The 23,749-nt window shown below is 32.5% G+C and carries 22 protein-coding genes and 3 tRNA genes; 16 read left to right on the plus strand and 9 right to left on the minus strand.

Annotated features, from left to right (window positions below):
* Window positions 1-63: 63 nt before the first annotated feature.
* The 3 genes from fusA (at window position 64) to rpsJ (ending at window position 3,871) form a co-directional block, all read left to right on the plus strand.
* On the plus strand, window positions 64-2,160 hold the full coding sequence (fusA, locus tag LPC16_RS05550; protein WP_229637201.1) for an elongation factor G: 2,097 nt from the start codon (window positions 64-66) through the stop codon (window positions 2,158-2,160).
* Between the two features lie 52 nt (window positions 2,161-2,212).
* The gene (gene tuf, locus LPC16_RS05555) at window positions 2,213-3,442 is read left to right on the plus strand and encodes an elongation factor Tu (RefSeq protein ID WP_229637202.1); all 1,230 of its coding nucleotides are present in this window, start codon (window positions 2,213-2,215) and stop codon (window positions 3,440-3,442) included.
* Window positions 3,443-3,553: 111 nt separating this feature from the next.
* Window positions 3,554-3,871 carry a 30S ribosomal protein S10 gene (gene rpsJ / locus LPC16_RS05560; protein WP_040054389.1) on the plus strand — a complete coding sequence of 106 codons (318 nt, stop codon included), beginning with the start codon at window positions 3,554-3,556 and terminating at the stop codon, window positions 3,869-3,871.
* Window positions 3,872-4,021: 150 nt separating this feature from the next.
* Here rpsJ and LPC16_RS05565 read toward each other — a convergent pair whose 3' ends face one another.
* A complete protein-coding gene (locus LPC16_RS05565; RefSeq protein WP_229637733.1) occupies window positions 4,022-4,714 on the minus strand; it encodes an NnrU family protein in 693 nt (230 codons plus the stop codon).
* Between the two features lie 205 nt (window positions 4,715-4,919).
* Between LPC16_RS05565 and LPC16_RS05570 the strand changes: the two genes are divergently transcribed.
* Window positions 4,920-5,921, plus strand: coding sequence for a LysR family transcriptional regulator (locus LPC16_RS05570; RefSeq protein WP_229637203.1), 1,002 nt, complete (start codon window positions 4,920-4,922; stop codon window positions 5,919-5,921).
* 232 nt (window positions 5,922-6,153) lie between these two features.
* Here the strand turns inward: LPC16_RS05570 and LPC16_RS05575 are convergent, their stop codons facing one another.
* The 3 genes from LPC16_RS05575 to nblS form a co-directional block, all read right to left on the minus strand.
* Window positions 6,154-6,522, minus strand: coding sequence for a 2Fe-2S iron-sulfur cluster-binding protein (locus tag LPC16_RS05575; protein WP_040054387.1), 369 nt, complete (start codon window positions 6,520-6,522; stop codon window positions 6,154-6,156).
* Between the two features lie 100 nt (window positions 6,523-6,622).
* Window positions 6,623-7,795 carry a molybdopterin-synthase adenylyltransferase MoeB gene (gene moeB, locus LPC16_RS05580; protein WP_229637204.1) on the minus strand — a complete coding sequence of 391 codons (1,173 nt, stop codon included), beginning with the start codon at window positions 7,793-7,795 and terminating at the stop codon, window positions 6,623-6,625.
* Between the two features lie 323 nt (window positions 7,796-8,118).
* Window positions 8,119-10,077, minus strand: a complete 1,959-nt coding sequence (gene nblS / locus LPC16_RS05585) for a two-component system sensor histidine kinase NblS (protein ID WP_229637205.1) — start codon at window positions 10,075-10,077, stop codon at window positions 8,119-8,121.
* A 203-nt stretch (window positions 10,078-10,280) separates the two neighbouring features.
* Between nblS and LPC16_RS05590 the strand changes: the two genes are divergently transcribed.
* From LPC16_RS05590 to LPC16_RS05605, 4 genes are all read left to right on the plus strand, one after another.
* Window positions 10,281-10,362: transfer RNA gene (locus LPC16_RS05590), tRNA-Tyr, on the plus strand.
* 6 nt (window positions 10,363-10,368) lie between these two features.
* Window positions 10,369-10,440, plus strand: a tRNA-Thr gene (locus LPC16_RS05595).
* A gap of 210 nt (window positions 10,441-10,650) precedes the next feature.
* Window positions 10,651-11,691 (plus strand): recombinase RecA, encoded by a 1,041-nt coding sequence (gene recA, locus LPC16_RS05600; RefSeq protein ID WP_229637206.1) that lies wholly within the window; start codon window positions 10,651-10,653, stop codon window positions 11,689-11,691.
* 186 nt (window positions 11,692-11,877) lie between these two features.
* Window positions 11,878-12,948 (plus strand): Gfo/Idh/MocA family protein, encoded by a 1,071-nt coding sequence (locus LPC16_RS05605; RefSeq protein ID WP_229637207.1) that lies wholly within the window; start codon window positions 11,878-11,880, stop codon window positions 12,946-12,948.
* A gap of 88 nt (window positions 12,949-13,036) precedes the next feature.
* Here LPC16_RS05605 and LPC16_RS05610 read toward each other — a convergent pair.
* Window positions 13,037-13,108: transfer RNA gene (locus LPC16_RS05610), tRNA-Val, on the minus strand.
* A gap of 88 nt (window positions 13,109-13,196) precedes the next feature.
* On the opposite strand from LPC16_RS05610, the gene LPC16_RS05615 reads away from it, so the two are divergent.
* Window positions 13,197-13,721, plus strand: a complete 525-nt coding sequence (locus tag LPC16_RS05615; RefSeq protein WP_229637208.1) for a metal-binding protein — start codon at window positions 13,197-13,199, stop codon at window positions 13,719-13,721.
* 66 nt (window positions 13,722-13,787) lie between these two features.
* On the opposite strand, the gene nuoK is transcribed toward LPC16_RS05615, so the two are convergent.
* From nuoK to nuoH, 4 genes are all read right to left on the minus strand, one after another.
* Window positions 13,788-14,099 carry an NADH-quinone oxidoreductase subunit NuoK gene (gene nuoK / locus LPC16_RS05620; RefSeq protein ID WP_229637209.1) on the minus strand — a complete coding sequence of 104 codons (312 nt, stop codon included), beginning with the start codon at window positions 14,097-14,099 and terminating at the stop codon, window positions 13,788-13,790.
* A 33-nt stretch (window positions 14,100-14,132) separates the two neighbouring features.
* Entirely contained in the window at window positions 14,133-14,756 is a 624-nt protein-coding gene (locus LPC16_RS05625) for an NADH-quinone oxidoreductase subunit J (RefSeq protein WP_229637210.1), read from the minus strand.
* A 92-nt stretch (window positions 14,757-14,848) separates the two neighbouring features.
* Window positions 14,849-15,442, minus strand: coding sequence for an NAD(P)H-quinone oxidoreductase subunit I (gene ndhI, locus LPC16_RS05630; RefSeq protein WP_229637211.1), 594 nt, complete (start codon window positions 15,440-15,442; stop codon window positions 14,849-14,851).
* A 32-nt stretch (window positions 15,443-15,474) separates the two neighbouring features.
* Window positions 15,475-16,593 (minus strand): NADH-quinone oxidoreductase subunit NuoH, encoded by a 1,119-nt coding sequence (gene nuoH, locus LPC16_RS05635; protein WP_229637212.1) that lies wholly within the window; start codon window positions 16,591-16,593, stop codon window positions 15,475-15,477.
* Window positions 16,594-16,967: 374 nt separating this feature from the next.
* Here nuoH and LPC16_RS05640 point away from each other — a divergent pair, with 374 nt between their 5' ends.
* From LPC16_RS05640 to ald, 7 genes are all read left to right on the plus strand, one after another.
* Window positions 16,968-17,894, plus strand: a complete 927-nt coding sequence (locus LPC16_RS05640) for an NAD-dependent epimerase/dehydratase family protein (protein ID WP_229637213.1) — start codon at window positions 16,968-16,970, stop codon at window positions 17,892-17,894.
* A gap of 14 nt (window positions 17,895-17,908) precedes the next feature.
* The gene (gmhA, locus tag LPC16_RS05645; RefSeq protein WP_040054377.1) at window positions 17,909-18,499 is read left to right on the plus strand and encodes a D-sedoheptulose 7-phosphate isomerase; all 591 of its coding nucleotides are present in this window, start codon (window positions 17,909-17,911) and stop codon (window positions 18,497-18,499) included.
* A 7-nt stretch (window positions 18,500-18,506) separates the two neighbouring features.
* Entirely contained in the window at window positions 18,507-19,079 is a 573-nt protein-coding gene (locus LPC16_RS05650; RefSeq protein ID WP_040054376.1) for a D-glycero-alpha-D-manno-heptose-1,7-bisphosphate 7-phosphatase, read from the plus strand.
* Window positions 19,080-19,098: 19 nt separating this feature from the next.
* Window positions 19,099-20,283, plus strand: coding sequence for a glycosyltransferase family 1 protein (locus LPC16_RS05655; protein WP_229637214.1), 1,185 nt, complete (start codon window positions 19,099-19,101; stop codon window positions 20,281-20,283).
* Window positions 20,276-21,451: a glycosyltransferase family 4 protein gene (locus LPC16_RS05660; protein WP_229637215.1), complete on the plus strand. Its 1,176-nt coding sequence runs from the start codon at window positions 20,276-20,278 to the stop codon at window positions 21,449-21,451. The genes LPC16_RS05655 and LPC16_RS05660 overlap by 8 nt, the downstream gene beginning before the upstream one ends.
* Window positions 21,452-21,521: 70 nt before the next feature.
* Window positions 21,522-22,619 carry a glycosyltransferase family 4 protein gene (locus LPC16_RS05665; protein ID WP_229637216.1) on the plus strand — a complete coding sequence of 366 codons (1,098 nt, stop codon included), beginning with the start codon at window positions 21,522-21,524 and terminating at the stop codon, window positions 22,617-22,619.
* Window positions 22,620-22,656: 37 nt separating this feature from the next.
* Window positions 22,657-23,739: an alanine dehydrogenase gene (ald, locus tag LPC16_RS05670; RefSeq protein ID WP_040054372.1), complete on the plus strand. Its 1,083-nt coding sequence runs from the start codon at window positions 22,657-22,659 to the stop codon at window positions 23,737-23,739.
* The last annotated feature ends 10 nt before the right edge of the window (window positions 23,740-23,749 follow it).

Genomic DNA, 23,749 nt, shown 5'->3' on the forward strand with positions numbered 1-23,749 from the left:
AGCATAATTTAGTAAATAATATAAACGTATAAAAATACTTAGGTAAGCCATAAGGAGGCAGTTTTGACACGTAATATCCCACTAGAAAAGGTACGAAATATTGGAATTGCCGCGCACATAGATGCTGGTAAAACTACAACAACTGAACGTATCCTTTTCTATACAGGAATCGCACACAAATTAGGTGAAGTTCATGAAGGTACTGCTATTATGGACTGGATGGTCCAAGAGCAAGAAAGAGGTATAACAATTACAGCTGCTGCTATTAGTACCAATTGGTCAGATCATCAAGTTAACATCATAGATACTCCAGGACATGTGGATTTCACAATTGAAGTTGAACGTTCTATGAGAGTACTAGATGGAGTGGTAGCGATATTTTGTGCTGTGGGAGGTGTTCAACCACAATCTGAGACTGTTTGGAGACAAGCTAATCGTTATGAAGTTCCTCGTATAGTGTTCATTAATAAAATGGATCGTACTGGAGCTAATTTCTTCAAAGTTCATGAGCAAATATGTGATCGCCTAAAAGCTAATATCATTCCAATCCAAATACCTATTGGTAATGAAAGTGATTTTTGCGGCATTGTTGATCTAATAAGAATGAGGGCTAAAGTCTATCAAGATGATCTAGGAGAAAAGATCGAAGATATTGAAATTCCTTCTGAATGCTTAGAAAAAGCTAAAGAATATCGTACTAAATTAGTTGAAGCAGTTGCTGAAATTGATGAAACTTTACTAGAAAAATACTTAGAATGTGAAGAATTAACAGAGACTGAGATTAAAGAAGGTTTAAGGAAAGGTACTCTAGCACGATCTATCATACCTTTACTATGTGGTTCGGCCTTTAAAAATAAAGGCATTCAGTTATTATTAGACGCTGTTGTAGAATACTTACCTTCTCCTCTTGATGTTCCTTCAATTAAAGGATTATTGCCCAATAACATAGAGGGTTGTCGTATAAGTTCTGATGAAGAACCATTTTCTGCTCTTGTTTTCAAAATTGCATCTGATCCTTATGGTCGTCTAACTTTTATACGTGTTTATTCTGGGGTATTAAACAAGGGAAACATTATTTATAATGCAACAAAAAAACAAAAAGAAAGAATTTCTCGCTTAATTATTCTTAAATCTAATGATCGTATTGAAGTAGATGAGTTGAGAGCAGGAGATCTGGGTGCAGTTATTGGCCTAAAGAAAACAACTACAGGTGACACACTGTGCGATGAGAATCATCCTATTCTACTAGAATCTTTGTATATTCCTGAGCCAGTAATTTCTGTAGCAATAGAAACTCAAACTAAACAAGAACTTGAAAAACTCTCTAAAGCTCTTCAATCTTTATCTGATGAAGATCCAACATTTCGAGTTAATATTGATCCTGAAACCAATCAAACTGTCATTGCAGGAATGGGAGAATTACATTTAGAAATTCTTGTAGATAGGATGTTGCGTGAATATAAAATCGAAGCAAGTATTGGACAGCCTCAAGTTGCTTATCGTGAAACTATCCTGAAGCTAGGCAAAGCAGAAGAAGAATATATTCGTGAAAATGTTGGTAAGAATCATTATGCTCATGTTTTAATTCAGATAGAGCCAAGTAAGAAAGGTAGTGGCCTTGAATTTGTTTCCGCAATTATTGATGGTATTATTCCAAAAGAGTTTATTACTTCGGTTGAGAAAGGTATTAGAGAAACTTGTGATTCAGGAATTATTGCTGGTTATCCAGTAACTGACATTAAAGTAACTTTGCTAGGTGGGTCATTTCATGAAATTGATTCATCAGATATAGCTTTTAAAATTGCTGGTTCAATATCTATTCGTAATGCGGTTATGAAGTCTTCTCCAATACTATTAGAACCTATGATGAAAATTGATGTAGAAATTCCTAATGATTTCTTAGGGGATATAGTTGGAGATCTTAATGCTCGTCGGGGTCAAATCAATGGAATGATCACCGAAGATGATCTTACAAAAGTATCTGCAAATGTTCCTCTAGCAGAAATGTTTGGTTATGCAACTGACATGAGATCAAAAACACAAGGTCGAGGAGTCTTCTCAATGGAATTTAATCATTATGTAGAAGTCCCTCATAAAATCGCTAAAGCGATAATTATGCAAAATACAGGGAACACTTATGACAGTGAAGATTATCAATAAATGATAAAGTATTACTGTTTAAAACAAAAAACAACAAAGGAACTTTTAATTTATGGCAAGAGAGAAATTTCAACGAACAAAACCTCATGTTAATATTGGAACTATTGGTCATGTTGACCATGGTAAAACAACTTTGACAGCTGCTATAACAATGACTTTAGCTGCTAGTGGTAATGCTAAAGCTCGTAACTACGAAGATATTGATGCGGCACCAGAAGAAAAAGCTCGTGGTATTACTATTAATACTGCTCACGTTGAGTATGAGACAGCAAATCGTCACTATGCTCACGTTGATTGTCCTGGCCACGCTGATTATGTCAAAAATATGATCACTGGAGCAGCACAAATGGATGGTGGTATACTAGTTGTCTCTGCTGCTGATGGTCCCATGCCACAAACACGTGAGCATATTCTATTAGCCAAACAAGTAGGAGTTCCAAGCTTAGTAGTCTTTTTAAATAAACAAGATCAAGTTGATGATGAAGAACTTCTCGAACTTGTTGAGCTAGAGGTCAGAGAATTATTAAGCGAATATGATTTTCCGGGGGATGATATTCCTATAGTATCTGGATCAGCTTTAATGGCAATTGAAGCACTGAAAGACAACCCTCAAATTCAAAAAGGTGAGAATCCTTGGACAGATAAGATCTTGGCACTGATGGATGCTGTAGATGCTAGTATCTCTGAACCAGAAAGGGAAATAGACAAACCATTTTTAATGGCAGTAGAAGACGTATTCTCAATTTCTGGTCGTGGAACCGTTGCTACTGGAAGAATTGAACGCGGTAAGGTCAAAGTAGGCGAAACTGTTGCTATTATAGGTATTAGAGATACACAGTCTACTACTGTTACAGGCGTAGAGATGTTCCAAAAAACTCTTGATGAAGGGTTAGCAGGAGATAACGTTGGTCTTCTTTTGAGAGGTACTAAAAAAGATGATATTGAACGAGGAATGGTAATAGCTAAAACTGGTTCTATTACTCCTCACACTTTATTTGAAGGGGAAGTATATGTTTTAACAAAAGAAGAAGGTGGACGTCATACACCCTTTTTCAAAAATTATCGCCCTCAGTTTTATGTACGTACTACTGACGTAACAGGAACTATTCAAGATTATACAGCTGATGATGGTACAGCTGTAGAAATGGTAATGCCTGGAGACCGTATTAAAATGACTGTTGAATTAATCAGTCCTATTGCTATTGAACAAGGAATGCGCTTTGCAATTCGTGAAGGAGGCCGCACAATCGGTGCGGGAGTCGTTTCTAAAATTGTTCAATAGAACAACTAAATAATAATAGCTGACTAGTATAAGGGTAAATTATCTCTTACTAGTCAGCTACTACCTTAAAATTTCATTGAACTAATTACTGAACCTTGAAAATTAAACATTATGGCCACTCTAGCACAACAAAAAATTCGTATCCGATTAAAAGCATTTGACCGTCGTTTATTAGATACCTCTTGCGAAAAAATTGTTGACACAGCTAATCGTACTGATGCAACAGCGGTAGGGCCTATTCCTCTACCGACTAAAAAACGAATCTATTGCGTCTTAAGATCACCTCATGTTGATAAAGACTCAAGAGAGCATTTTGAAACTAGAACTCATCGCCGCATTATTGATATCTATCAGCCTTCATCTAAAACTATTGATGCATTGATGAAATTAGATTTACCTGCAGGTGTAGAAATCGAAGTTAAACTTTAATTTAAAAATGCAGAAATAGCTTTTCGGATAGGAGTGAGTTTTCACTCCTATCTAATATAAAAAAATAATCTTATAAGAAATATTTTGTTGAGATTATTTTAAAACTAATGTAAAAATCAACATAAAGTATTTTTAATTTGTTGAATTTAGCTAAAATAATTGAAGATGACAGAACCAGATTAAGAGTATAAATCCAAATACTCCAACATAAGCAGGTCGTAAGAATTCATTTAATAACAAAGTTTGACGACCATCTAAAATTGCTAGAAACGGGACTATTGAAGTTCTCTGTTTTGCATAAATAAATTGTTCTCCATAAAGTTTTTCAAGGCGATAATCACCATGCCATATTGCAAATAAATGATATGTGATTAAAATTAAAGAGGTCATCACTGTAAAACTACTACCAATCCATAAAGTATGAGCAATACACCATATTACCTGTCCTACCATTTGAGGATGACGACAAACTCTCAGTATCCCTGTTTTATGTAAATGTACTTTAGGTTCATTAATAGCAGCAATTTCTAAAAGATTAAAAGTAGATGGATATAAGAAAAAAAATGATATTGCAGAAAGTAACCAAACTACAACCTTAACTGCTAAAAATTCTTGAAATTGCCATAAAATCAAGCCATCATAACGGTGGTAGAAGAAGTAAACAATTAGAAAGATAGCTATAGGAAGATTTACTAAAACAAAAAAAATTCTGTAAAATCTTACTCCAATTTTAGCTTCTCCCCATGTTCTTAAGGCTGCTAAACCACTGTGAAAAACACTAAATACCAATAATAATCCCAACATAATTAAATGACTTGTTGTTAGCCAAGCGGTTAATTCCATATCTCTATAACCAATCCACATAATATTAAATTAATTTATTATTCTATTTTAAGATCTTAGAATATATCAGTCTTTGTGTTATGTTACTCTCGTATTTAATTAAATTTTTCTGCTTTTTGAAACTTTTATATTAAGAATATTATGTAATTATTAATTATTCTAGTTGCTCTTTATACTGACTTTTTAAATATTTTTTGATGATTTTATGTCAGACATTCCTTTCACTTTAGACCAATTGCGTATTCTCAAGGCAATAGCTGCTGAGGGGAGTTTTAAACGAGCAGCTGACACACTTTATATCTCTCAGCCTGCAGTTAGCCTTCAGGTACAAAATTTAGAAAAACAATTAAATATACCATTATTTGATCGTGGAGGTCGCAAAGCACAATTAACAGAAGCTGGACGTTTACTATTGTCATATGGGGAAAAAATTATTACTCTTTGTAGAGAGACTTGTCGCGCAGTTGAAGATCTACAAAATCTTAACGGAGGGACTTTAATTATAGGAGCTTCGGAAACAACTGGAACTTACTTATTACCTAGAATGATTGGATTATTTAGACAAAAATATCCTGATATAGTGGTTCAGTTACAAATACATTCAACCAGAAGAACAGCCTGGGGAGTTAATAATGGACAAGTTGATCTAGCTATTATTGGAGGAGATATTCCCAATGAATTACAAGATGTATTGAAAGTAATTCCTTATATCAAAGACGAATTAGCACTTATACTACCAGCGAACCATCCTTTATCAAAAGTTAAAACAATTCAAAAAGATGACTTATATCGTCTAAATTTTATTAGCTTAGATTCCCAGTCTACTATTAGAAGAGTAATTGAAAAAAACTTAAATTGTTGCGGTATTAATACAAAGCGTCTCAATATAGAAATGGAACTAAATTCGATAGAAGCTGTTAAAAATGCAGTTCAGGCAGGTTTAGGCGCAGCTTTTGTTTCAATTACTGCAATTGAAAAAGAACTAAAGACAAAAGAAATCTATGTGGCTAATATTGAAAAAATAAAAGTTAAGAGAACACTGTCAGTTATAGTAAATCCTAATCGTTATCGTTCAAAGGCTTCAGAAACATTTATCAAAGAAATATTACCAAGATTTTCGAGCTATTATGAAAAATCAACTTTAGAATATTTTTCGATACCATCTAGTTATATAGAAGAAGTTAGCGAAAATATTAATTCGGTTTAAATTATTAAAGGTTTTCAAATAACATCTAATAGTTAATTTTATTATGTTACTAATAAACTATAAGTTAAGTAACTCTAGAGATATTGCTAATATTATTTATACATTTAAGTCAATAATTAATAAAACAAGGATATTTAATTTAAAAGTATCTATCAAACTGTTGAACTGATAAGTTTTAAAATATCCTTGATAAATTACTACATCTTATGATGAATAGCTTATTCTTTTTCATTTAATCATCATCGATAGGAAGCCCCAGTCTAACATTTCTTTTCCCATAATATTGCCCAAATTGTAACTCATATACCTCATCTTCATCCTGAGTCTCTACTTCTAGATTTGATTTGGGATAGCTTACACATAAAAGTGCATAACCTTTTTCTCTTAATTCATGAGACAATCCTATTGCTTCTGTTTGCTCAATTTCTCCTGATAGAATTTTTACAGCACAACTAGTACAAGCTCCATTACGGCACGAAAATGGAAGCTCATATCCTTGGCTTTCTGCACTGTGCAAAATGTAAGAGTCACTGGGAACTTCAAGAATGTACTCATCATCTACTTGACGGTGGTGTATGCGAATTGTATGGTGGTGGCTCATAGGTAAACAAAAATTAACTATAGATGTTGTAAACAATTAATCTTACAAAAACAAAAATTTTCAGTATTCATACTATTTTTAGTAAAATATAACTGTAATTTTAATATTGAGGAATACTAGTATCAACTTCTTGACTCCAAGCATTAATGCCTCCTTTAAGATTAGTTCCTATGATATCAAATTTTTCTAAAGTCTTTAGAGCTTTTATTGATCGTCCTCCCATCTTACAGTGAACAATTAAGCGTTTATTCTTTATTAAATTTTTAATTTGTGGAATTTTTGTACCATCTTCTATACTCGTTAATGGTATTAAAACTGAGCCACTAATATATGCAATTTCGTATTCATTAATATTTCTAACATCAATTAATACAAAAGAACCTGATTCTAAGTCCATTAATTTTTTAAGATCTTGAACTGTTATTTCAGGAATCATAGTGTTATCTTTAGGCTTAACTATTGAGCCATGAGGAATGCTACAAAATTCCTCATAATCGATCAACTTATCTATAGCAGGGAGATTAGGATTACGTCTTAACCTCAACTCCCTAAAAGTCATATCCCAAGCATTGTATAAAAGCAAACGTCCACTCAAAGTATTATTAGAACCTAATATGATTTTAATAGTTTCCGTAGCTTGAATTGTTCCAATAATACCGGGTAATACTCCTAAAACACCTCCTTCAGCACAAGATGGAACCATTCCTGGTGGTGGAGGCTCTGGAAATAGATCTCTATAATTAGGGCCTCCTTTGTAATTAAAAACTGTTGCTTGTCCTTCAAATCTGAAAATTGAACCGTAAACATTAGGCTTATTTAACAAAACACAAGCATCATTTATTAAATATCGTGTAGGAAAATTATCTGTTCCATCTACAACTACATCATAAGGTTTCAAAATTTCAATAGCATTTTCAGAAGAAAGACGATTTTTATATAAATCAACTTGACATGTAGGATTTATTTCTAGGATCCTATTCTTTGCGGATTCTATTTTTAGTTTACCAACCCATGAAGTACTATGTATTATTTGACGTTGTAAATTAGAACTGTCAACAACATCAAAGTCAACAATACCAATATGTCCTATTCCAGCAGCAGCCAGGTAAAGCAATAAAGGAGAACCTAAACCACCAGTTCCAATACAGACAACACTAGCAGCTTTTAATTTTTTCTGACCTTCTAGTCCAACTTCTGGGAGGATAATATGACGTGAATATCTTTCAATTTCTTCTTTGTCGAGTGTAACTGTTTCTAAATTAGGATTTATCATATCTGATCACGCCAATACGTTTAAATAAGAGTGTAATTGTCAATGTAAAGAAAGACTTATCTGAGCTATTGTACCCATTATTTATTTTAGATTTAAATGTAAGTTATTTATACTTAACAAAAGTAATAATTTAATATTTTATTTTAAAACACTTATGTAGATGATAAAGCATTAATATGTTCCTAAAATATTCATCAATTTTGCTCGGAGTCTTTTTGATCCTAGCTAACTTTAGCTATATATTACATGCTTTAAATAACATTTATAGAATTAAATCTTTACAAATTGGTATATCTTGAAAATTTAAGCTATTAACTCTTATTCTATATTGGATATATATTTACCGTTCTTGATAAAGTATTAGTATTTTTAGAACTTTCCAAAGAAGGACAATTGTCTTGAAAAAGAGCTAAGTCAAACCAAAAAGTTGTTCCAACACCAACTTCGCTAATAAGATTAATTTGACTATGATGCTTGTTTATAATGTTTGTGACAATAGAAAGTCCTAGGCCAGTACCCTCGAGAGTATGAACCCTATTCTCTACTCTGAAAAAACGATCAAAAATTGCAGTTTGGTCTTCGGGAGCAATTCCAATTCCAGTATCAGATATTTCTATTCTAACAAATGACTTATTATTAAATTGTTTAGATTTAACTTTGAAGTGATAGGCACGAACAACAATTGCTCCACCAGAAGGAGTGAATTTAAGAGCATTGCCAACTAAATTAGTTATTACTTGTAGTAGTAGGTCATAATGTCCTAATACTAAAGGTAAATTAGAATTAACTTCTTTATATAAAGTTAACTCTTTATCTTTTGCATTTAATCTATACGTTCTAATGGTTTGTTCAATTAGTTGAGAAAGATCTACTGCACTTAAATAATAAGTTTTAAAGGATTCTAAACGAGATAAATCTAAAACATCATTAACTAAGCGAGTTAAGCGATCAGTTTCATGGTTGGCAGTTTCTAAAAATTCTTTTCTTTCCATCTCTGTGAGATCTTCTCCAAACTCTGTAAGAGTCTCAATAAAAGATTTTATATTGAATAAAGGAGTTCTTAATTCATGGGATACATTGCTTATAAATTGACTTTTAGCTTCATTTAATCCTACTTCTCTAGTGATATCTTGTACTGTCATAGCGATTCCTTTTAAATCTCTATGTTGGTCAAAAACTGGGGTTAAAAGAACGCGAACAATTCTTGATGTTGGTTGCTGAAGTTTAATTCGATATTCTTCCGGCAATATTCTTTGCTCTACATGTGTATTATTAGTATGATGACTTTTCCGCATCATTTCTTGTAATGGAAGTTGAAGCTGATTGGTTAGCTCCTTAGGTAAAAGTTTTAGCACATTCTCGCCTATTAAGTTTATTCTATTCCAATCAAACATACGTCTGGCTGTAGGATTAACTAATAGAAGATTGAGACTAGTGTCTAACAATATTGCTCCATCAATAATTGTTGAAACTAAGGTATCTAACTTTGCTTTTTCTGCTGTTAATTCTTCAATATTGTGCTCTTCATGACTTTCAAGACGCTTAGCCATTTCATTGAAGTTAAAAATTAATTCTCCTAACTCCCCACCAAACGGAAGATTAATACGTTGTTTAAAATTACCTGTTGAGATATTTTTAACTCCAACCAATAATTCTTTAATAGGGCGTGTGATAGTTAAAGCATTAAACACTGCTCCTAAAATAACCATAACCCAAATAGATACAAATACTGCAATAGTTACATCACGAGTTAAATTAGACGAATTGACAACAGTTGCATTTGGGTTAATTCCTATCGCTAAAAAGCCTAAATCCTTATCTTCATGTTTTAAAGAAACAAAAACATCAGTAACTTTACCATTTGGACTTTTGTGTTGCTGTACTATAGGTAAATTATCATTATCAGAAGCTGTATTTGGTAGTTTAATACTACGTTGAACGGTTGAGCAGTTTTGAACTTCTGTTGAAGAATAAGGAATCGCAAAAAATATATGTCCTTCCTTATCAGCATAAATCATATAACGAACACTAGAAGTACTTTGATAAAATCTATTTGAGAAACGAGCGACCTCTGTTAAATTATCTTCAGCAATTAAAGGAGCAATATTAGAGGCTAATAATAAGCCAAGATCTCTACCAAAACGCGTATCATTTAGTCGAGCATCTTTCTGAATAATATTAACTGCCCAAAAGGTCAAACTACTCATGAATAAAGAAACTGCCAAGGTTACAGCTGCCATTAATTTGGTTTGCAGCGTAAATTCTGACCACCAGCGTTTCATGATTTTTTTGACTGTATTTAAAGGATTTAACAAAATTGATTTACATTTATAAATTTATAATTTGTGATTTTTGATTATATCTATAAAGTTATTTTAGCTTGTTTAGACTATAGGTATGAATTGGATAGTTAATTTTTTGAAAATTACAGTTGAAAACTATAACTTATTATGTTATTATTATTTTCTGTTAGGCAAATAAAAAAGGGTCGATGCCCGAGTGGTTAATGGGGGCGGACTGTAAATCCGCTGGCTATGCCTACGCTGGTTCAAATCCAGCTCGGCCCACCTTTTGCCCGTGTGGCTCAGTGGTAGAGCACACCCTTGGTAAGGGTGAGGTCACGAGTTCAATCCTCGTCACGGGCTCTCGCTATATAAAAATTAATAACAAGTAATCTGCAGAAAAACATATCATAAATGATTAAAATTCTGCATAGTGATTATTTATACAAGTATTAAGTATTTTAAAACGTCACTGTTTATTTTCTGGGCTATACGTTAATAACGTAGTAATATAAGCTTAATCGGGCATCTTCTATATTACAAAATATTTATATGAAGTAAATAAAGGTATCAATGGCTTCTACTACAAATAATAATGATAAAGAAAAAGCTTTAGACTTAATTCTCAGCCAAATTGAGCGAAATTTTGGAAAAGGGGCTATTATGCGCCTTGGAGATGCAGCTAAAATGAAAGTAGAGACTGTTTCTACTGGCGCCTTAACACTTGATTTGGCTTTAGGAGGAGGATTGCCAAAAGGAAGAATAATAGAGATCTATGGACCTGAAAGTTCTGGTAAGACGACATTAACACTCCATGCCATTGCGGAAGTGCAAAAAACTGGAGGAGTCGCCGCTTTCGTAGATGCAGAGCATGCTTTGGATCCAAGTTATGCTTCTGTATTAGGTGTTGATATTCATAATCTTTTAGTAGCTCAGCCTGATACAGGAGAATCAGCTTTAGAGATAGTAGACCAATTAGTACGTTCATCTGCTGTTGATATTATAGTCATAGATTCTGTTGCAGCATTAGTTCCCCGTGCAGAAATAGAGGGAGAAATGGGCGACACTCAAGTTGGCCTGCAAGCACGATTAATGAGTAAAGCATTACGAAAAATTGCAGGTAATATTGGTAGATCTGGATGTCTAGTTATTTTTCTCAATCAATTAAGACAAAAAATTGGAGTCACATATGGAAATCCTGAAGTAACCACTGGAGGGACTGCATTAAAGTTTTATGCATCAGTACGTCTAGATATTCGTCGTATTCAGACCTTAAAGAAAGGTACTGAAGGTGAATATGGAATTAGGGCTAAAGTAAAAGTGGCTAAAAATAAAGTTGCTCCACCATTTCGAATTGCTGAATTTGATATTATTTTTGGTCAAGGAATTTCCAATATAGGATGCATAGTTGACTTAGCAGAGCAAACTAATGTAATCAGCCGAAAAGGATCTTGGTATAGTTATAATGGAGACAATATCTCTCAAGGAAGAGATAATGCTATTAAATATTTAGAAGAAAACTCCAATTTTACACAGACTATTGAACGTCTAGTCCGCGAAAAATTAGCTTTAGGTCCTTTGGAATTAGATGTTTGTTCAGAAAATGATAAGTAATAGAATTCATTTCTTTTTGCTAACAAAAAATATCTATTTGTCATAAAATAACTTTATCAATAATTATCTAGATTTATTTATAATTAAAAGAACTGTGTTAACATCTTGGATGGTTAATACATAAATAAGTTACTTCCGAAGATAGACAATCAAAGATCTGTGGAGGAGTTTACAGGAGTACTAAGTATGGTAGATAGACAGCAACCTTTAATCTTACACAAAAACACTTTTGATCCTATTCGTATGGGTGTGATTGGTGTGGGTAATATGGGGCAACATCATAGTCGAATTCTTAGCTTACTAAAAGATGTAGAGTTAGTTGGTGTTTCTGATGTTAGTGTAGAAAGAGGAATTGATATTGCTAGTAAATACCGAGTACGTTTTTTTGAAAATTATTTAGATTTACTTCCTCATATTGATGCAGTTTGCATTGCTGTACCTACTAGGTTACACCATTCTGTTGGAATAGACTGCTTAAATGCTGGAGTTCATACCTTAATAGAAAAACCCATTGCTGCAAGTATAACTGAAGCTGAATCTTTAGTTAACGCAGCAGCAGATTCCAAAGGAATTTTACAAGTAGGTCATATTGAACGATTTAATCCTGCTTTTCAAGAATTGAGCAAAGTATTGAAAACTGAAGAAGTTTTGGCTTTAGAAGCACATAGAATGAGTCCTTATTCGCAAAGAGCTAATGATGTTTCTGTAGTTCTCGATTTAATGATCCACGATATTGATTTATTATTGGAACTAGTAAGTTCAACTGTCGTAAAGCTTACAGCGAGTGGTAGTCGCAGATCTAATTCAGATCACCTTAATTATGTAACAGCCACTCTTGGCTTCGCTAATGGAATAGTAGCAACCTTAACTGCCAGTAAGGTTACTCACTGTAAGATACGTCGTCTTGCAGCTCATTGCGAAAATTGCTTAACTGAGGCTGATTTTCTTAACAATGATATTCTAATCCATAGACAGACTACGGCTAATTACAGCACAGAATATGGACAAGTATGGTACAGACAAGATGGACTGATAGAAAAAGTACATACAACTAAGGTAGAGCCACTTCATGCAGAACTAGAACATTTCGTACACTGTATACGTGGAGGAGATCAACCATCTGTAGGTGGGGTACAAGCCTTAAAAGCTTTGCGTTTGGCTAGTTCTATTGAACAAATGGCATTAGATGGTAAAATTTGGCAGCAATCTGATATAAATTATCAATATCTTAATCCTTTATCAAGTAAAACTTTTTGACTATATTAGTTGAAAAAATCATCTCGAAATTAGATTTTTTAATAAAAAACATGAAAAATATCCTTAAATTCTAAAATAGTAACGAGTATGGGCGATACTGGATTTGAACCAGTGACATCCTGCTTGTAAGGCAGGCGCTCTACCACTGAGCTAATCGCCCTCATTAAGACCTATACATCATAACATAATCACCTTATAAAAACAATAGTTATTTTTATAAAATATTAATTCAACTTTTAAAAACTATTATGCCTTCTGGCCGTACTCATGATCGTATCACTATATTAAGTGTAGTTCCCATTACAATTCTATTTTATTTTGTCTTTCGTCGTAAAGAACTCATGCTATGGTTTAGCTTGTCTTATATTTTTAGTGGATTGATGTTTGGACCAGATCTAGATATTTATTCACTACAATATAAACGATGGGGAATAGGTCGTTGGATTTGGTTACCATATCAATATTCTCTTAAGCATCGTTCTTTTTTCTCCCATGGCTTTTTAATAGGAACAGTAGTTAGATTGATTTACCTTTCCATTATTGTTGTAGTACTTACTATTTTTACAAATATCGTAACTCAATTGTTTCTGGGATCAGCTTATAATTGGTGGCCTTTACTTATTACAAACTATGGTAAATTAAGAAACCAATATTTAGAAGAAGTAATTACTATATTTTGGGGCTTAGAATTAGGTGCTATGAGTCATACAACAAGTGATATTTTAGTTACAAATCTTAAACGGTTGAAAACCAAAATATCAAAAACTAAATAAAAAAATTACCCGATAAAACTAAGTTAGTATCATCGGGAAAAATAAAGATAATAAATATTTACTATCTCACCATTTAAGTAAATTAAACTGTTCCATATCTATGGTTTCACGGTTTCGATAGATTGACAAAATAATCGCTAAACCAACCGCAGCTTCTGCTGCAGCAACAGTAAGGACAAATATTGTAAAAATCTGTCCTTTAATTTCCTCTGAATCAAGAAAGTTAGAAAATGCTATTAAGTTTATATTAACAGCATTGAGCATTAATTCTATAGACATCAAAACTCGAACTGCATTACGACTATTTACAAGACCGAAAATTCCAATACAAAAAAGAAATGCTGCCAGTAACACATAGGATTCCAACTGTACTGCCATAAAACCTCATAGTGATGAATAAACTTTTACTTTTTATAAGTCTGAAGACTTATATGAAGACAGTTCCTGTAATTTTTCTTCTGTCAAACGTTCAGGTAACTCTAAAGCAGTCGATATACCTTCACTATCATAAATTTCAGGAATCAAATCGCGACGTGCTAGAACAATTGCTCCTACCATCGCTATTAATAGCAAAATAGAAGCTAATTCAAAAGGTAAAAGGAAATCACTGAACAAATGTCTTCCTATTTTTATAACCGTACTTTCTAAGACTTCTGGAGAAACAGGTTTCAAGTTCCAGGGAGTCATATAAATCACAGTTGAAAGTAAAGCAAAAATTCCCCCACATACTATGATACTAGAAACCTGACGTATCGATGTTTTGGATGAATTAGAGTAATCCACTTTTTTATTTACTAGCATAATAGCAAACAAAATTAAAACATTAATTGCTCCTACATAGATTAAGATTTGTGCTGCTGCTATAAAATCAGCATTTAGAAGAATATATATTCCTGATATTCCTATAAAGACTCCTCCTAATAAAAATGCAGAATAAACAATGTTTGACAATAAAACAACGCCTAAAGCAGAGATAATTACTAACCCAGCTAAAATGGCGAAAGAGACGAGTTGGACTCCTTCTGCTAAATTCACTATTATTGATACTCCTTTTTCGTTGATTAGTAAAAATTTGATAGATGATAAAAAATTTTGTTTCAGTAAGAAATTTTTTATCGACTACCATTTTATTCAGATAAAGTTTCTGTTTCTTGGACAATCTCTTCAGGTCTTTTACCTGTTCTATGTGACCCTAGTGGTAAATCATGAGGATCAAGTACTTCCTTCGGCAAGTAGGCTAATTCTCTTAGAGGTGTAACCATTGGATCTTGTGTAACTTTGTAAGGTAACCTTCCAAGAGCTATGCTGTCATAATTTAATTCATGACGATCATAAGTAGCTAGCTCATAATCTTCAGTCATGGATAAACAATTTGTAGGACAATATTCCACACAATTACCACAAAAGATACAAACTCCGAAATCTATACTGTAGTCTTTAAGATCTTTCTTCTTGTTTTCTTTATTGAACTGCCAGTTAACTACGGGAAGATTGATTGGACATGCTCGAACACATACTTCACAAGCGATACATTTATCGAATTCATGATGAATTCTTCCTCTATATCGTTCTGAAGGAATCAATTTCTCGTAAGGATACTGTACTGTAATAGGTCGACGACTCATGTGATCGAATGTTACAGACAAACCTTGGCCAATATACTTTGCTGCCTGAATTGTACTTTTAGCGTAGTCACCTACTTGCTTAAGAACATTAAACATTTGTTTTTTTCCTACTTCTTTAACGATAAAAATTAACCACCAAATGCTAACGGAAACACTAATTTAAGAGCTGCAGTTACAAGTAAATTAACCAAAGATATAGGTAAAAGGAATTTCCATCCCAAATCTAATAATTGGTCAATACGTACACGAGGAACAGTCCATCTCATCAAAATTGCGAAAAAGACTAAAAAATATGCCTTAATAACAGTCATAAAAATTCCTACAGAAGCAATAATTATCTGTAACCAGTAATTATTAGCATTTAGCCCTAACCATTGAGCCAACTTTTCAAGAGGAATAGGAAACTCCCAGCCCCCCAAGTATAAAATTGCAAAAATAAGAGCAGATAAAACCAAATTAACGTAAGATCCAAGATAAAAAAGAGCAAACTTCATTCCAGAATACTCAGTTTGATAGCCAGCTACGATTTCTTCTTCGGCCTCAGGTAAATCAAAAGGAAGTCTTTCACACTCGGCTAGTGCAGCAATCCAAAAAATTACAAACCCAACAGGTTGTCGCCAAATATTCCATCCTAGAATACCGTATCCTGATTGTTGATGTACTATATCTATTGTACTTAAACTATTAGACATCATAACAACGGCTAATACAGAAAGGGCTAGAGGAATTTCATAACTAATTGACTGTGCTGCTGCCCTTAAACCTCCTAATAGAGAATATTTATTGTTAGAAGCATAACCTGACATTAATAGGCCAATTGGAACAACACTAGACAAAGTTATCCAAAGAAAAATTCCGAGATTGAGATCACTAACAATTAAATCTTCTCCGAAAGGAACAATTAAATAAGAAACAAAGACTGGAACAACAACTAGTATTGGTCCAATAGTAAATAGCCAAGAATCAGCCTTAGCTGGAATAATATCTTCTTTAAAGACCAATTTAATACCATCAGCAACTGGCTGTAATACTCCTAACGGTCCAGCATATTCTGGACCAATACGTTGTTGAACGGCAGCAGAAATTTTTCTTTCTAGCCAAACTACAACTAAAACACCTACTGTTGCTGCAATAATCATCAAAAAAGATGGCAAAGGGATCCATAAGGCTTTAGCGGCCCCACTAGGAATCCCAAATTGTTTCAGAGATTCAATAAAATTCGTTTTTAGGTCAATTCCTGTGTTCATTACATTCTAACGCTATAAGTTAAGATTGCTAAGCCTCTTGCTTAGTATATCGTTGGACGTGAGATAATCTTGCGAGCTTTATGGTTAATTTCTGAAAATTGAGCATAAATCTACAATATCTATTTAAGACTTAGTTTGATTGATTAGGACAATATAATTTTTTATATTTTTAGAGTACCAATATTAATCAATCAAATCTTTCGCGACAGAGAAATAACTTATCCTAGTATTTAATTACAGGACTAGTCGTAAATTCGCTATCTTACTACAGAATATTAAACATTGAGACTGTTTGCAAAACTTTACGTTATGCATATAATAATTTCATTTTAATATTCATAATTGAAAATTTGATGCTTTTTTAGAAATTTACCATGAAGATTTTAATAACAGGTGCAACAGGATTTTTAGGAACTAGTTTGTGCTCTTTACTCGAGAGTCAAGGGCATGACTTGGTTTCCTTAAATTCCAAAAATTGTGATCTCACAAAATCAGACTCATTATTAAAATTTAACGATTTAGTCTATGATCAAGTTTATCATTTAGCAGCTTGGACACAAGCAGGAGACTTTTGTTTATATCATCCAGGTGAACAATGGATAGTGAATCAAAAAATTAATATAAATATCTTAGATTGGTGGCAAAAATATCAACCTCAGGCAAAATTTATTTGTATGGGAACAAGTTGTGCCTATGACAACGACTTATCTTTAATAGAAGAGAATTACTTAACAGGAATACCTATTAGTAGTTTGTTCACTTATGCTATGACTAAAAGAATGCTTTATGCAGGTCTTTTAGCTTTGAATAAGCAATATTCCTTGAATTATTTGTGTTTGGTTCCTTCAACTTTATATGGAGCTGGCTATCACACTGACGGTAGACAAATGCATTTTATTTTTGATCTTATCCGTAAGATAATTCGTGGAAAACTTTATAACGAACCTGTTATTCTTTGGGGGGATGGTACTCAGTCAAGAGAATTAGTCTTTGTCGAAGATTTTGCAAAGATTGCTATTGAATTAGCTCAATCCACCAATAATGAATTAATAAATATTGGTGCCGGTGAAGAATATACTATTCGCCATTTTGCTAAGTTGATTTGTAATCAAGTAGGATATGACTTTAATAAAATTCAGTTTGATTCTTCTCGATATGTGGGAGCGAAATCTAAATGCTTAGTGATTAATAAGCTTAGACAATCTTTACCTGATTACGACTTAACTCCTTTAGAATTAGGGTTAACAAAAACAATTGAGTGGTTCTGGCAGGAACAAGAACAACTTGTTCCTATTTATTAAGTGAGGAAGGAACGGTGAACTATTGGATTCAACATAGATTGAATAACCTAGATAAGGCTTTTAACTCTAGGTATTGTAATGCTCTTGAAAATACTGTTGATTTAGTTGCAAAACAATTTCAAACAGGTAATAAATTGTTAATTTGTGGAAATGGTGGTTCAGCGGCAGATGCTCAGCATATTGCTGCTGAATTTATAGGAAGGTTTCAACTTCATCGCAGAGGATTACCTGCCATGGCATTAGGTACAAATCCAGCCGTACTAACAGCATGGTCTAATGATTATGAGTTTGAAACTATTTTTGCTCGCCAGGTGGAAGCTTTTGGAAAACCTGGTGATATTCTATGGGGGATTTCTACGTCAGGCAAATCTGCTAATATCATTCGCGCAATGGAAATTGCGAGAGAAATAGGACTAATTACGATTGGTATGGCTGGAAATGATGGAGGAATGTTAAAAGATCTAGCGGATTATCCTTTATTCGTCTCAGAATATCATACTCCATATATTCAAGAGATTCATTTAATTACCTACCATAGAATTTGTGAACAAGTGGAAGCTCAATTATTTGCAAAGACTGGTTTGGGAGCGCAAATTGCCGTCTAAATGAAAAATGCTGAATACAATAGCAACTTCTACTTCGTATACTTTAGAAAATAAAAAAGCTCTATTTTTAGACAGAGACGGAGTTGTTATTAAGTATATACCCTATCTCTTTAAACTAGAACAAGTAGAGCTTCCTCTCGGTGCAGGGGAAGCTCTTAAACAATGGCAAGATGCTGGATATTTGTTAATTCTGATAACTAACCAAGCAGGCATAGGAAGAGGCTACTACAATTTAAAACATGTTAGAAGTGTACATAATTACATTTGTAAAGAATATAAAAAATTTGGAGTAAATTTTTATGATATCTTCATGTGCCCTCATCACCCTAATAATAGATGCTCATGTCGTAAACCTTCTCCTCAAATGTTAATTGATGCCTCAATTAAACATAGTATCCTACTGTCTAAATCGTTTTTTATTGGAGATTCAATTAGTGACGTTGAATCTGCATTAAATGCAGGTTGTCATCCTATCCTGTTGTTAACTGGTAAAGGACGAGACTCTTTAAAAAAGATAATTAAATATCCTCATAACATCGAAATTTTTGAGACCTTGCAAGAAACTGTGAAAATAATATAGTTAGATAAAATAATTAAATATGAACCGAAATGAAGAGAAACAACTAACACCAGTATTTGTATCGTTAGTTCCTAATTTAATGGAAGGTCAAGGACATATAGTTCCTTATCATAAATCTGTAGGTGAAGCCATTTCTCAATTAGGATGGAAACACTGTGTTGCTGTACCTATTAATAATAAGGTTTATGATTTGCCTGTCAATTGGGATGCATGTTTAAATACTTACGATTTAGAAAAGAAAGGAAGTTGGTATCATAAACTTTTTCACCTTCAAGAAGTTTGGATATTAGGGAAAAATATTGCTAATTATTTAAATAATAAAGTTGTTGATAAATCAAGACCTCATATTTTATTTTTAGAAAGATTTATACATCTACAACTTTTAGCTTTATTTTTATGTCTACTATTAATTCCTACTAACAATTTATCCATCTGGTTGTTGTATCGCAGAGATACCCATAAGGACAATACCAAAATTATTTATAAAATTCTCAATTATCTTATAAAAATTAGAATAAAGTCAGGTAGGTTTCAACTTCTTACAGATAGCGACTTATTAAGTGAGCAACTATCAAATTATTTTCACATACCTGTAAAAGTTTTTCCTATTCCTCATACTGAAGTAAGTTCATTTTTTAATACTCTAAACGTTAAATCTGAAATTCTATGTTGGTGGCCAGGATCACCTAGAGAAGAAAAAGGTTGGCAAACTATCAAGAAGTTAGTTAATTATTCTGGAGAAAATACGAAAAATATTCATTTTATCTGTTCAGAAGCAGCAAATTTGGAACCTGTTCAGGATGGAGTCAATCTTAAGTTAATTAAAAGTTACTTAACAAGAAAAGAATATTATTGTTGGCTTCACCTAAGCCAAGTAATTTTGTTGCCTTATAATTCTTTTGAATATGAATCAAGAACATCAGGTATTTTTACAGAGTGTATTGTTTCTGGAAAAATACCTTTAGTTACTAACAACACATGGATGTCTCATGAATGTACTAAGTACAATTTAACTGAATTAATTATTGATTGGCATAATCCAGAATATGTTTTTGATAGTATAAAAAAAATAGCTGAATCCAATACTATTCAAAATAAAATACAAAATATGCGAGAGAGTTATAAAAATTTTCACAATATCAGTAATTATAGTTTGACAATAAAAAATTTATATCAGGAAATGATAATTTCAAATTATGATTAAAGTCTATATTGATGCAACTTCTGTTCGAAATAAACCAACAGGTATTGGCTTTTATACAATTAATTTAATTAACGAGCTATATTATTTAGAAAATACAAGTGACTTAAATTTAAACATTTATTTTCATCCTTCCTTAAAAAATTGGCTTAGCCGTAATTTTTTGATTCCAAAATTACTAGAACAATATTTAAAAGTGTTACCTTTAAATATCCCAGTCAGCTTAGCTGATTTACTGGCAAAATATTCTCCTTTTATATTGTTTTGTTTTAGGAATAATTTAGGTGACATAGATCTTATACATGGAGCAGATCACTACATTTATCCTCATCAGCAAGCAAAAAAAGTTATAACTATCCACGATCTTACTTTTCTAAAATTTCCAAAATACTCAACTAAAATAGTTAAAAGTTATACCAAAAGAATTAAACAATGTTTAAAGTGGACAGATGCGATTATAACTTTTTCAGAAAATACCAAGCAAGATATTGTAGATTTCTTCAATGTTGATCCTAATGTCATATATATTATTCCTCAAGCAAGTCGATATTCAAATAATTATTTAACACCTCAAATACTAACCAAATGTATTGTTTCTATAGAAAAACATCTACATAGTCCTTACTTCCTTTTTGTTAGTACACTAGAACCAAGAAAAAATATTTTAAATTTAATTAAAGCATTTGAATATTTAAAAATTAACTATAGTATTCCTCATAAATTAATACTAATCGGGAAAAAAGGATGGGATTATAATTCTATTATTGATTACATAAATAAATCAACCTTTAAGGAAGATATTCAACACTTAGATTATATATCAGATCAATTATTAGCTGTTTTTTATAGCCAAGCAGAGGCTTTTATTTATCCATCTTTTTATGAAGGATTTGGGCTGCCTATTTTAGAAGCAATGACGTTAGGAAGCCCTGTTATTACATCTAACACATCTTCCTTACCTGAAGTAGCTGGTAATGCTGCACTATATGTTGATCCTTATGATTACTATCAATTAGCAAAAATGATGTTAAAGATATTAAATAATCCTGATCTTAGAAAAGAAATGATTAGTCGAGGTAAACAACAAGCTAATAATTTTTCTTGGAAGAATACGGCATTAAAAACTTTAAATGCATATAAATCTGTTTTAAGTAAAAGTAAAAAATTATAAATATTTGATTAGGTATAGTTAAAATTTTAGTTATAAATTTCAATTTTCTTGCTAACTATTTACACAACAAATGCAAAAATACTCTCAGTTAATTATCAATCTATCATTATTGTTGTCAAAACCGACAGGAATAAGCAATTATGCTAGAAATATCTTTCCTCACTTAAAGTCCTTAAAACCAATATTATTAACCTCAAGAGAGTACGAAGAGTTTGACAACCACTTAATTCCTAATGATTTAACACCAGAACAAGGTACGATAGGTCACATTAAGCGTTTATTGTGGACACAGTTTAAATTACCAAAAATTTATCAAAAACTTAATTCGTCACTTTTATTTTCTCCAGCTCCTGAAATTCCTTTATGGAGTTCTTGTAGATCAGTTGTTGTAGTACATGATCTAATACCATTACGCTTCCCTAATAAAAAATCGCCATTACACCCTTATTTTAAATATTATATTCCTAAAGTTTTACAACAAGCAGAACATATTATTTGTAACTCTCAAGCAACTGCTAAAGATATTCATGAAATATTAAATATTCCTAGTTATAAAATTACGCCTATTTTGCTTGCTTACGATAAAAAGCATTTTCGTTTGTTAAATTCAAATCAGAACAAAAATAAGTCTAATATTCCTTATTTTCTCTATCTAGGACGTCATGATCCTCATAAGAATATTACTAGTATATTAAAAGCTTTTTCTAAATTAAAAGATTATAAAAGTTATGAACTATGGTTGGTTGGTCCTAAAGATAAAAGGTACACCTTACAACTCCAAATTTTAGCTAAAGAACTAGGAATTAGTAAACAATTAAAAGTTCTCGATTATGTTTCATATCAAGAATTACCGCTACTGTTGAACGAAGCATTGGCTTTAGTATTTCCTTCTTTATGGGAAGGTTTTGGTTTTCCAGTTTTAGAAGCAATGGCCTGCGGAACTCCTGTCATCACTTCTAATATTTCTTCCCTGCCTGAAGTTACAGGAGATGCTGCCTTACTTATTAATCCTTATGTATCTAAAGAAATTACCTATGCCATGGAACAAATTATTACAGATAATAGTTTAAGATCACAACTAAAAATATTAGGCTTAAAAAGAGCTAAAGCTTTTAGCTGGAAAAATACAGGAGAAAAAACCTTGGCAATCTTAGCAAATTTTTTGTAAGCTACATCATAAGAAGTAATTGGAGTTAAAAAGTCATATGGAAATTGGTGTTCCTAAAGAAATTAAAGATCAAGAATTTCGTGTAGGGTTAAACCCTAGTAGTGTAAAAGTTTTATGTAGTCAGGGACACCAAGTTTTTATAGAAACGTCTGCGGGGGAAGGTTCTAGTTTTTCTGATCAAGATTATAAAAAAGTAGGTGCTAAGATTTCCGATAGAAAATCTATATGGAATAAAGAATTAATAGTAAAAGTTAAAGAGCCTCTAGTTGAGGAATATCAATATTTTAAAAAAAATCAGATACTTTTTACTTATTTACATTTGGCAGCTAATAGACCGCTTACGGAAGCCCTTGTTAAGTCAGGAATAACTGCCATAGCTTATGAAACAGTTGCAATGGAGGATGGAAAGCTTCCATTGCTAACTCCTATGAGCATTATTGCTGGACGCTTATCAATACAAATTGGTGCAAGATATTTAGAAAAGCAGCAAGGAGGACGAGGAATCTTATTAGGAGGTATTCCTGGAGTATCATCTGCTCAAGTAGTTATATTAGGGGGTGGCGTAGTAGGTTCAGAAGCAGCTCGTATTGCTTTAGGAATGGGAGCTAAGGTACAAATTTTCGATATTAATGTTGAACGGCTAAGATATTTAGAAACAATTTTTGGCTCACGTGTAGAGTTACTCCATAGTAATATTTATGAAATAGAAAAGATGATACCTAAAGCCGATTTATTAATTGGTGCTGTATTAATTCCTGGAAGACGTGCCCCAATTTTGGTTCCTAGTGAATTAGTATCTAGAATGAGCCCAGGATCAGTTATTATTGATGTAGCTGTCGATCAAGGGGGTTGTATTGAGACTTTAAAAACGACTTCTCATAGTTCACCTACCTATTTAGAACATGGAATAGTTCACTTTGGAGTTCCTAACATGCCTGGAGCTGTTCCTTGGACAGCTACACAGGCATTAAACAATAGTACTTTACCTTATGTTTCAAAATTAGCTAACTATGGATTAGAGGCCCTAAAAAAAGACACTAGCTTGGAAAAAGGTTTAAATGTCAAGGATAAATCTATAATTTATCCAGCGTTAAAAGAAATTTTTAATGATATTCATTGAAATCTATAAT

Origin of the sequence: cyanobacterium endosymbiont of Braarudosphaera bigelowii (assembly GCF_020885515.1) — a bacterium.
In the GTDB taxonomy this organism is placed as follows: Bacteria; Cyanobacteriota; Cyanobacteriia; order Cyanobacteriales; family Microcystaceae; genus Atelocyanobacterium; species Atelocyanobacterium thalassa_A.